Origin of the sequence: Streptomyces sp. (genome assembly GCF_031181705.1) — a bacterium.
GTDB lineage: Bacteria > Actinomycetota > Actinomycetes > Streptomycetales > Streptomycetaceae > Streptomyces.
Window position 1 is genome coordinate 1 of sequence record NZ_JAPSKN010000184.1, and the last position, 8,708, is coordinate 8,708.

The window sequence follows — 8,708 nt, forward strand, 5'->3', positions numbered from 1 at the left end:
CGCGCCGGCCCGGTCCCGGGCGGTGGCCCGGTCGTCGCCGGCCAGCAGCAGGGGCAGGGCGACGTTGTCCAGGACCGTCAGCTCGGGGACGAGCTGGCCGAACTGGAAGACCACGCCGAAGTCGGTGCGCCGCAGCTCGCTCAGCCGCTGCTCGGACAGCTCCTCCAGCCGCCGGCCGTCGTACGTCACCGAGCCCTCGTCCGGCCGGACGATCCCGGCCAGGCAGTGCAGCAGCGTCGACTTGCCGCTGCCGCTCGCGCCGGTCACGGCGAGGATCTCCCCGGCGTGCAGCTCGACCGACGCGCCGCGCAGGGCGGGTGTGCCGCCGTGCGCCTTGACGAGGCCGCGGGCCGTGAGGAGGGGCACGGGTCTGCTCATGTTGCGTCGACCTCCGCGGTCAGGGTGGTGAGCCGGGCCGCCGTGGTGTTCATCCAGCGGAGGTCGGCGTCGAGGTGGTTGAGGGCGTAGTCGGCCGAGAGCACGGTGGCCAGGTCGGCGCCCGGCGCGGCCTTGAGGGCGGTCAGCTCCCGCATCCGCTCCATGTGGGCGGCGCGCTGGGCGCTCAGGTACCCGGCCGGGTCGCCGCCGGAGAGGATCGCGACCACGACCTTGGCGAAGATCTCGTTCGCCACGAAGGGCGCGGGCGGCGCGATCTCCGCGGCCCAGCGGGACAGCTCGCGCGTCCCCTCGTCGGTCGAGCGGTAGGCCGTCCGTTCCGGGCCGCCGTCCGAGCCGGTGCCGTCGACCTCGGCGAGACCGTCGCGGACCAGGCGCTGCAAGGTCGTGTAGACCTGCCCGTAGGCGAGCGGGCGGGCCTGCGGGAAGCGTTCGTCGTGGCGTCGCTTGAGGTCGTAGCCGTGGCTCGGACCCGTGGCGAGCAGGCCCAGCAGGATGTGGCGGGTGCTCATGGCGCTCATTATTCACTCAGTACATGTACTGAGTGAATAGCTGGCGGGCGGAAAGTTCGCGCCGGACCTTCTCCCGGGGTCACCCCGTGACCGCGTACACCTGCGCCGACCACAGTGAGTACCCGTACGGCGTGGCCCGCTTCTCGCCCTGCACGCGGACGAAGCGCACGTCCCGTTCGTCCATGCGGACGCTCTCGCGGCCGCCCCGGCTGTCGCGGACGGTGGCCGCCGTCCGCCAGCGGCGGCCGTCCGGCGAGACCTGGACGCGGTAGGCGGACGGGTGCGCGTCCTGCCAGCGGAGCACGAGCCGCCCGAGCCGCGCCGGGCGGGGCAGTTCCATCTGCCACCAGGCGCCGTCGTCGGCCGGCGACGACCAGCGGGTGTCCGGGTCGCCGTCGTTCGCCGCCGACGCGGGGAAGTCGGGCGTCTCGTCGGCCGAGGAGCGGGCCGTCGCGCTGCGGGCCAGGTCGGGTCCGCCGGTGGGCGGGAACGCCCGGACGGTGAGGGTGCGGGCGGCTCCCGCGAAACGCAGCCGGACGTCGTAGGACCGCGTCGGGGCGCCGCGCTCCACGGTCACCTCGAACGGCACCTCGACGGTCGTGCCGCGCGGTACGACCCACTCGGCGCGCGGCACCCGCACCCGCACGCCCGGCGGTGCCTCGGCGGTGAGCCGGCCGCGCGTGCCGGCGGGCCGCAGGGAGTCCAGCCGCGCCGTCAGCCGCTCGGTGCGGCCGGTCTCCACGTCCGCGCGGTCCCGGTCCAGGCCCAGGGAGGTGGCGGGCGAGTCCGCGAACCAGGGGACGAGATGGCGTACCCGCGAGGGAGTGGGGCCGTCGACACGCACGGCGTCCACCGCCTGCCCGGCCCGCGCTCCGTCCGGCGGCCGCACCTCCGTCGCCCCCGACGCGTCCAGCCGGCCGGCCGCACGCCAGCCGTGCCCCGGCAGCCGCACCTCGACCCGGCCCCGCGTGCCCGGGTCGGTCAGGACGGTCAGGGCGGTCAGCGGGCGGGCCTGCGGGAAGCGCAGGGTACGGCCGTCCCCGGGGTTGCGGGGCGGCTCGTGGTCGATGCCCGACCAGGCCGTGTACGACTTCTGCGCCCGCTGCAGGAACGCGTCCAGCACGTCCGTGCCGACCTCGACGCGGGCGGACTGCAGGCGGTCCCGCAGGACCCCGAGCCGCCGGTACGCCGTCCAGGCCGCCGCCGCGTCCCCGGCGCTCTGCGCGTCCAGCATGCCGAGCGCGGCCGTGCCCGCCTCGCCGTAGCGGGACAACTGCTCCGCCCAGGGCGCGACCTCCGTGGCCAGGCCCGTGCCCGACAGCCGCACGGGCAGCTCGCGCAGCACGGTGAAGGCCTGCCGCAGCCGCCGCGCGGCATCACCGCCGCCCGCCGCGCCCGTCGCACGGGACCGCCAGTACGCCTCGGTCAGCGGCCGCAGGTAGGCGGACTCCTCCTCGTCCAGCACCGACGAGGCGTCGTTCCCGGCGAGCGCCGCCAGGGCCTGCTCGCGGCGCCGGTCCCCGCCCGCGAGGTCGGCGATCGCGGCCCGCCAGGACTCCCCGGGGCGGTAGCCGCGCGGGTTCCAGGCGTAGTCGGCGGCGGTGAACAGCGCGATACGGGACGCCTCCGGCTGCTGCATGGCGTTGGCGAGCAGGGCCGCCGAGCCGGTCGCCACGGCCGGCTCGCGGCCCTGGTACGGGCCGAGGAAGAGCCGGCCGGGGGCGTAGTCGTTGACCGGGTAGTTGTCCATCGTGACCAGCGGGTGCCCGAACGCCCGCCGCGCCTCGGCCAGTTCGCGGCCCGTGATGGTGCGGGGCACCACCCCGACGCCCGTCCAGGCCACCTCGACGCCCTCGGCCAGCGCCCGCGCCAGGGCCCGCCGGTAGTCGGTCGCGCCGTCCTCGTAGTACTCGGTGGGCATCAGGGACAGGGCGGCGGCGCCGGGGTGCCGCCGCTCCAGGTGCCGGGCGACCGCGCCGGCCACCCGCGCCTGCGCCCGGGCGGCCGCCGCGGGCCCGGAGCCGAACCGCTCGGCGTCCGCCTCGCAGCGCCACTCGCTGTAGCTGACGTCCTGGAACTGGAGCTGGAAGGCCCGGAACCCCAGCGCCCACATCGCGTCGAGCTTCCGCGTCAGCGCGCGCACGTCGTCGTCGGAGGAGAAGCACATCGCCTGCCCCGGGGCCACCGCCCAGCCCGGTGTGACGTGGTTGCGGCGCGCCCGCTCGGCCAGCTCCCGGAACGCGGCCCGCTGCTCCGCCGGGTACGGCTCACGCCAGTGGGCCTGCCGGTACGGGTCGTCGCCCGGGGCGTACAGATAGCGGTTCTGCTTGGTGCGCCCCAGGAAGTCGAGCTGCGCCAGCCGCTGCCGGTGCGTCCACGCGGTGCCGTAGAACCCCTCGGTGACTCCGCGGACGGCGGTGCCGGGCCAGTCGCGCACGACGGCCGCCGTGATCGCGCCGTCCGCGCGCAGCAGTTGCCGCAGCGTCTGCACGGCGTGGAACAGGCCGTCCGCGCCGGTGCCGGTGAGGGAGACGCCGTTCCCGCCCACCGACAGCTCGTAGCCGCCGGAGGGCAGGGCGTACCGGTCACCCGGGCGGGCGGGTTGCGTCCGCGCGCGCACCACCAGGGCGCCCGGCTCGGCGGTGTCGGTGATCCGGCGTGCCCCGGCGTGCCGCAGGAGCGCGCGCAGTGCGTCGAGGGCGTACGGATCGGCGTGCGCATCGGACAGCAGCGCGACCCGGTCCGGCACGGCGACGGGGGCGCCGTTGCGGCGCAGGGAATGCGGACGCGGCCAGACGGACGGGCCCGCGTCGGTGACGCCGGGCGCCGGCGCCGCGGCCGAACCGGGCGGGGACGCGGCCGGGCCGGGCGGGGACGGGGCCGCCACCGCGGCGGGCACGGCCCCGAGGCTTCCGGCCACGACGGCGACCGCGAGGGCCGCCGCCCGCTTCCCGCGCCGCAGTCCCACAGGCCCCCTCCAGATGTGTTCGACCGGCGGAACGAGCCCACCACCGACCCGGTGAGGGTGTCAACGACAGTGGCCGATGTGACTGCTTTTGCCGGAATGTGGAAGGAGTGGAGGGGAGTGGAATGTGAGCAGGAGCACGATGTACGGCGAAGGGCGTCTGCCCGCCCGCCGACTGGGTAGGGCTGCGATAACCCGTAAGCCGTACCCGAAGAGGAGGCCCCGTGGCTGCGATGACGTTCCTCCCGCTCCCGGCCCCGTCCAAACCCGTGGCGGACGACCCGTCCGCCGACCTCGACGATCCCCACCACGACCCGCGGTACTGCGTCTTCAGCTCCGAGAGCGCCTGCACCGAGGCGCCGCTGACCAGCGAGCCGCCGCTGCCCGACGCCGAGCCCCTCACCAGTGAGCCGCCGCTCGCCGAAGCCGCCCCCCTGACCAGCGAGCCCCCCGCCTTCGTCCCGGACCTCACGAGGCTCTAGATGACCGCTCCCCGGCCGGCCGAACCGCTCTCCGAGGACCTGTCCCGCCTCGCCGCCCTGCACGGCGTGGCCCCTTCCTACAGCCCCTCCCCGGACCGCACGGTCGAGACCTCGGCCACCGCGGTCACCCTCGTCCTGGCCGCGCTCGGCGTGGACGCGAGCACGCCCGGCGCCGTCCGCGCCGCGCTCGCCGCCCGGGAGCGGGAACTGGCCGCGCGGCTGCTGCCGCCGACCGTCGTCGCCTGGGGCGCGAACCCCCCGGCCGCCCTGGCCGCCCTTCCCGAGGGGACCCGGCTGCGCGTCGAGACCGAGCAGGGCGAGACCCGCGCCTCGGCCGGGCAACTGCCGCCCGGCGTCCACCGGCTGACCGCCACGGCCCCCGACGGCCGCACGGCCCACGCCCACCTGATCGTCGCGCCGGAGCGCCTGCCCGCCGCCTCCGGCCGCTCGTACGGACTCCTCGTCCAGCTGTACTCCCTGCTCTCCAGCCGGTCCTGGGGCATGGGCGACCTCGGCGACCTCGCCGAACTGGCCGGCTGGGCCGGGCGGTCGCTCGGCGCCGGCTTCGTCCAGGTCAACCCGCTGCACGCGGCCGTGCCGGGTGCCCCCACCGACCCCTCCCCCTACCGCCCCTCCTCCCGCCGCTTCCCCGACCCGGTCCACCTGCGGATCGAGGACGTCCCCGAGGCCGCCCACGTCGAGGACCCCGACCGGCTGCGCGCGCTGCTGGAGCGGGCGGCCCGGCTGCGCGAGGCGGTACTGCACAAGGGCGCCCTGATCGACCGGGACGCCGTCTGGGAACTCAAGCGCGAGGCGCTCGAACTGCTCTGCGACGTCCCCCTCGGCCCCGGCAGGCGCGCCGCCTACTGCGACTTCCTCGCCGAGCAGGGCCAGGCCCTGGAGGACCACGCCACCTGGTGCGCCCTCGCCGAGGTGCACGGCTCGGACTGGCACCGCTGGCCCACCGGCCTGCGCGACCCCCGCTCGGCCGACACGGCCCGCGCCCGCAACGGCCTGATGGACCGGGTCGACTTCTTCTCCCGGCTCGCCTGGCTCACCGACACCCAGCTCACCGCCGCGCAGCGCGTCGCCCGCGAGGCGGGCATGCCCGTCGGGATCGTCCACGACCTGGCCGTCGGCGTGCACCCCGCGGGGGCCGACGCCTGGGCGCAGCAGGACCACTTCGCCGCCGGCATGTCCGTCGGCGCCCCGCCGGACGCCTTCAACGCCCGCGGCCAGGACTGGGGCCTGCCGCCCTGGCGGCCCGACCGGCTGGCCGACTCCGGCTACGCCCCCTTCCGCGAGCTGCTGCGCGCGCTGTTCCGCTACGCCGGGGCCCTGCGCATCGACCACGTCATGGGCCTGTTCCGCCTGTGGTGGGTCCCCCAGGGCCACCCGCCCACCGAGGGCACCTACGTCCGCTACGACGCCGAGGCCATGCTCGCGGTGCTGGTTCTGGAGGCCTCCCGGGCCGGGGCGCTGGTGATCGGTGAGGACCTCGGCACCGTCGAGCCCGGGGTGCGCGAGGCGCTGCGCGAGCGCGGGGTGCTCGGCACGTCCGTGCTGTGGTTCGAACGCGACTGGGAGGGCGACGGCCGCCCCCTGCCGGCGGAGAGCTGGCGCGCGGACTGCCTGGCCACCGCCACCACCCACGACCTGCCCTCCACCGCGGCCCGCCTGACCGGCGAGCACGTGGAACTCCGCGACAGCCTCGGCCTGCTGACCCGCCCGCTCGCCGAGGAGCGCGCCGAGGCGGCCGCCGACACGGCGGAGTGGCTGTCGCTGCTGTCCGAACTCGGCCTGCTGCACGGCACCGGCGGCGGCACCGACACCTCCTCGGAGGAGGCCGAGATCCAGGCCGTGCACCGCTTCCTGCTGCGCACCCCGGCCCGCATGGTCGGCGTGTGGCTCCCGGACGGGGTGGGCGACCGCCGCCCGCAGAACCTCCCGGGGACGTGGGACCAGTACCCGAACTGGCGCCTGCCGATCGCGGACGCCGAGGGGCGCCCGGTGACGCTGGAGGAGCTGGCGGCCTCGCCGCGGCTGCGCGCGCTGATGGAGGTGCTCGGGGAGGCCGGACCCTGACGCCGGGCCTCTTACGGCACCCCCGGGCGCGCGGGCCCGGGGGGCGTTGGATACTTTGACACCGTGGACAAGAAGAACGCCCTGCGCGCCGGCGCCCTGGCAGCCGGAACGACGCTGATGATGCTGCTCATGTCGTCCCCCGCCTCCGCGCTCACGCGCGACGACGGTGACGACCCCGGCACGGGCCTGAGCGTCATCGAGACGCTGGGTCTCTTCGTCGTGGCCCCGATCGTGCTGTACCTGGTCATCGCCGGACTGGTGATGGTCGGCGACAAGTCGCACAACAAGAAGGACCCGACGAGCTCCAACATCACCACCAAGGCCGACGCGAAGACCGAAGTCAAGGCCTGATCAGGGATTTCTCACCGAGGGCGCCGTCGCGGTCACCGCGACGGCGCCCTCGGTGGTGTCAGGGGCGGTCGGCGCCCGACAGCAGCTCCCGCAGCAGGCCGGCCAGGGCTCCGGCCTGCTCGGCGTCGAGCGCGGACAGCGCCTCCGTCTGCACCGCGAGACCCGCCCCGACCGCCTCGTCGACCAGCGCGAGGCCCTGGTCGGTGAGCGTCACGTGCAGGGCGCGCCGGTCGTGCGGGTCGGGGGAGCGGCGCAGCAGCCCCGCCCGCTCCAGCTTGTCGAGCCGTCCCGTCATGCCGCCCGTGGTGAGCATCAGCGTCGCCGAGAGCTGCCGGGGCGAGAGCGTGTAGGGCTCTCCGGAGCGGCGCAGGGTGGCCAGGACGTCGAACTCCCCGCGGGAGATCCCGAACGTGGCGTAGACCTTGGTGGCCCGTTCTCCCATCGCGTGCGCGATCCGGTTGATCCGGCCGAAGACCTCCATGGCGGTGGTGTCGAGGTCGGGCCGCACCCGCGCCCACTGCTCGATGATCGCGTCGACGGGGTCCCTGCGCTGCTGGGGGCGTTCGCTCATGGCACGAGTATCGGCGCCCTCTCGGTCACCCGCAAGAAAGTAGCTTGACGGAAAGTAGCTTAGGGCTAAGCTACTTTCTACCGACCTACTTGGAAGGGTGCCTCGCATGGCCGTCTCCCGCCCGGCTCTCATCGCCCTCACCGCCCTGGCGCCCATCTCCTGGGGCACCACCTACGCGGTCACCACCGAGTTCCTCCCGGCCGACCGCCCCCTGTTCACCGGCCTGATGCGCGCCCTGCCCGCCGGTCTGCTGCTGCTCGCCCTCGCCCGGACGCTGCCGCGCGGGATCTGGTGGGGGAAGGCGGCGGTGCTCGGCGCGCTGAACATCGGCGCCTTCTTCCCGCTGCTGTTCCTCTCCGCGTACCGGCTGCCCGGCGGCATGGCGGCGGTCGTCGGCTCGGCGGGTCCGCTGTGCGTCGCCGGGCTCTCGGCGCTGCTGCTCGGGCAGCGGCCGACCCGGCGCACGCTGCTCACCGCGGCCGTGGCCGCGTTCGGCGTGAGCCTCGTCGTGCTGCGCGCGGCCGGGGCGCTGGACGCGCTCGGCCTGCTGGCGGCCCTCGCCGCCACGCTCTCCATGTCCGCCGGAACGGTCCTCACCCAGCGCTGGGGGCGTCCCGCCGGGGTCGGGCCGCTGGCGCTCACCGGCTGGCAGCTGACCGCGGGCGGTCTGCTCATCGCGCCGCTCGCCTTCCTGGTGGAGGGCGCGCCGCCGGCCCTGGACGGCCGGGCGGCCGGCGGCTACCTCTACCTCGCCCTCGCCAACACGGCGGTCGCGTACTGGCTGTGGTTCCGCGGCATCGGCCGCATGACCGCCACGCAGGTCACCTTCCTCGGGCCGCTCTCCCCGCTGACCGCGGCCGTCGTCGGCTGGGCGGCGCTCGGGCAGGCGCTGACGCCGGTGCAGCTGGTGGGCATGGCACTCGCGCTCGGGGCGACGGTGGCGGGGCAGTTCACCGGGCGGGGCGGCCCGGTGACCCGCCGGCTCATCGGAGCGAAGGCCCAGGACGGTCCGGCCGAGGCGGAGCGGCGGGGCGTGGCGGCCGGGGCGGACGGCGCGGTGCGGCGGTAGCGGAGCGGCGGCGTCGGCCCGGGTCGGCCCGGGTGGGGAGCGGGGCGTCGGCGTGGGTGTCGGCGGGGTGGGGAGCGGGGCGTCGGCGCGGGTCAGCCGGATGGGAAGCGGAGCGTCGGCGTGGTTCGGCGGGGTGGGTGGGGAAGTGGGGCAGCGGGCCGGGCCCGGGCGTGCTCGGGAGGCGCGGCGTACGACGGCCGAAGGGGCGCCCGGCACAGGCCGGGCGCCCCTTCTTGCTGCTGGTGCTGATGCCGCTGGTGTCGCCGGAGCCGCTACT

The 8,708-nt window shown here is 76.0% G+C and carries 8 protein-coding genes; 4 read left to right on the forward strand and 4 right to left on the reverse strand.

Features of this window, described 5'->3' with window-relative positions; translation table 11 throughout:
• The 3 genes from RIN80_RS24630 to RIN80_RS24640 form a co-directional block, all read right to left on the reverse strand.
• A partial coding sequence (locus tag RIN80_RS24630) for an ATP-binding cassette domain-containing protein (RefSeq protein WP_309097839.1) occupies window positions 1-378 on the reverse strand: 378 nt, incomplete at its 3' end.
• The gene (locus RIN80_RS24635; protein ID WP_309097840.1) at window positions 375-908 is read right to left on the reverse strand and encodes a PadR family transcriptional regulator; all 534 of its coding nucleotides are present in this window, start codon (window positions 906-908) and stop codon (window positions 375-377) included. The genes RIN80_RS24635 and RIN80_RS24630, both read right to left, overlap by 4 nt.
• A gap of 79 nt (window positions 909-987) precedes the next feature.
• Entirely contained in the window at window positions 988-3,876 is a 2,889-nt protein-coding gene (locus RIN80_RS24640; RefSeq protein WP_309097841.1) for a beta-N-acetylglucosaminidase domain-containing protein, read from the reverse strand.
• 230 nt (window positions 3,877-4,106) lie between these two features.
• On the opposite strand from RIN80_RS24640, the gene RIN80_RS24645 reads away from it, so the two are divergent.
• The 3 genes from RIN80_RS24645 to RIN80_RS24655 all read left to right on the forward strand — a co-directional run bounded on the left by RIN80_RS24645 (window position 4,107) and on the right by RIN80_RS24655 (window position 6,791).
• Window positions 4,107-4,355: a hypothetical protein gene (locus tag RIN80_RS24645; protein ID WP_375141803.1), complete on the forward strand. Its 249-nt coding sequence runs from the start codon at window positions 4,107-4,109 to the stop codon at window positions 4,353-4,355.
• Window positions 4,356-6,440, forward strand: a complete 2,085-nt coding sequence (malQ, locus tag RIN80_RS24650) for a 4-alpha-glucanotransferase (protein ID WP_309097843.1) — start codon at window positions 4,356-4,358, stop codon at window positions 6,438-6,440.
• A 63-nt stretch (window positions 6,441-6,503) separates the two neighbouring features.
• The gene (locus RIN80_RS24655; RefSeq protein ID WP_309097844.1) at window positions 6,504-6,791 is read left to right on the forward strand and encodes a hypothetical protein; all 288 of its coding nucleotides are present in this window, start codon (window positions 6,504-6,506) and stop codon (window positions 6,789-6,791) included.
• A gap of 58 nt (window positions 6,792-6,849) precedes the next feature.
• Here the strand turns inward: RIN80_RS24655 and RIN80_RS24660 are convergent, their stop codons facing one another.
• On the reverse strand, window positions 6,850-7,362 hold the full coding sequence (locus tag RIN80_RS24660) for a MarR family transcriptional regulator (protein WP_309097845.1): 513 nt from the start codon (window positions 7,360-7,362) through the stop codon (window positions 6,850-6,852).
• 106 nt (window positions 7,363-7,468) lie between these two features.
• Between RIN80_RS24660 and RIN80_RS24665 the strand changes: the two genes are divergently transcribed.
• Complete coding sequence (locus RIN80_RS24665; RefSeq protein WP_309097846.1) at window positions 7,469-8,431, forward strand: EamA family transporter; 963 nt, start codon at window positions 7,469-7,471, stop codon at window positions 8,429-8,431.
• Window positions 8,432-8,708 lie beyond the last annotated feature (277 nt).

Coding starts and splice junctions, on each gene's coding strand:
- RIN80_RS24635 (WP_309097840.1), bottom strand. CDS start 908: ATGAGCACCCGCCACATCCTGCTGGGCCTGCTCGCCACGGGTCCGAGC.
- RIN80_RS24645 (WP_375141803.1), top strand. CDS start 4,107: ATGACGTTCCTCCCGCTCCCGGCCCCGTCCAAACCCGTGGCGGACGAC.
- malQ (WP_309097843.1), top strand. CDS start 4,356: ATGACCGCTCCCCGGCCGGCCGAACCGCTCTCCGAGGACCTGTCCCGC.
- RIN80_RS24660 (WP_309097845.1), bottom strand. CDS start 7,362: ATGAGCGAACGCCCCCAGCAGCGCAGGGACCCCGTCGACGCGATCATC.
- RIN80_RS24665 (WP_309097846.1), top strand. CDS start 7,469: ATGGCCGTCTCCCGCCCGGCTCTCATCGCCCTCACCGCCCTGGCGCCC.